General features: G+C 72.1%; 1 protein-coding gene and 1 pseudogene. Both read left to right on the top strand.

Features of this window, described 5'->3' with window-relative positions; translation table 11 throughout:
- Window positions 1-643 (top strand): alanine racemase (gene alr / locus ACFW2E_RS47790; RefSeq protein WP_384478669.1); only part of this gene is annotated, 643 nt, incomplete at its 5' end.
- Window positions 644-775: 132 nt separating this feature from the next.
- A pseudogene (locus ACFW2E_RS47785) lies at window positions 776-1,034 on the top strand (alpha/beta hydrolase); the annotation flags it as partial.

The following is a 1,034-nucleotide window of genomic DNA, read 5'->3' as shown; positions in this document are numbered from 1 at the left end:
GGTCAATCATGAAGTGCACTCCATCGCCGCGCAGCTCACCCGCTTCAGGGAGATGACGGCGTACGCGGAGCGCGAGGGCGTACGCCCGGAGGTGCGGCACATCGCCAACTCGCCGGCCACGCTCACCCTCCCCGAGACCCACTTCGACCTCGTACGGACCGGGATCGCCATGTACGGCGTCTCCCCCAGCCCCGAGCTCGGCACCCCGGCCGACTTCGGCCTGCGCCCGGTGATGACGCTGTCGGGTTCGCTGGCCCTGGTGAAGCACGTTCCGGGGGGTCACGGCGTCAGTTACGGGCATCATTACGTGACGGCGGGCGAGACGACTCTCGGCCTGGTGCCCATCGGCTACGCGGACGGCATCCCACGGCATGCCTCCGGGACCGGCCCCGTCCTGGTCGGCGGCAAGTGGCGCACGGTCGCGGGACGGGTGGCAATGGACCAGTTCGTCGTCGACCTGGGCGGGGACGAGCCCGAGGCCGGCGCCGAGGCGGTGCTGTTCGGGCCCGGTGACCGCGGTGAGCCCACCGCCGAGGACTGGGCGCAGGCCTCGGGGACGATCGCATACGAAATCGTCACGCGGATCGGGACGCGCGTTCCTCGCGTCTATGTGAACGGGGAACGGGACGGGCGGGACGGGTAACCCGCTCGGGCGGCCGTACCGGCGTCACACCGGCTACATCTGTAACAGCGGTAGCACTGGCAACACCAGTCACGGCAACAGGTACACCCGCATCACCCCAGCGAACTGCAGTACGTCGAAGAGGAGCGGTACGTGAGCGAGAGCAGTGCGGAGGCCGTCGCGGACGCCGCCACGGCGGCCGTCGCCTCCGCCACGGCGGCGGCCGGGAGCTGGCGCAGGGCGACCGGGATCGCGGGCACCGCGATAGGTGTGCTCGCCGCGGGCGCCGCCGCCGGAGTCGCGATCGAACGGATGACCGTGGGCCGCGGGATGCGCCGGAGGGCGCGGCTGGCACTGGACTCGACGGGGCCGTACGGCGCGCTGCGCGGCACGCCGGGCAAGGCGTGCGCGG

This window comes from Streptomyces sp. NPDC058964 (assembly GCF_042741275.1).
Taxonomy (GTDB): Bacteria; Actinomycetota; Actinomycetes; order Streptomycetales; family Streptomycetaceae; genus Streptomyces.
This window is presented reverse-complemented; position numbering and strand designations above follow the sequence as displayed.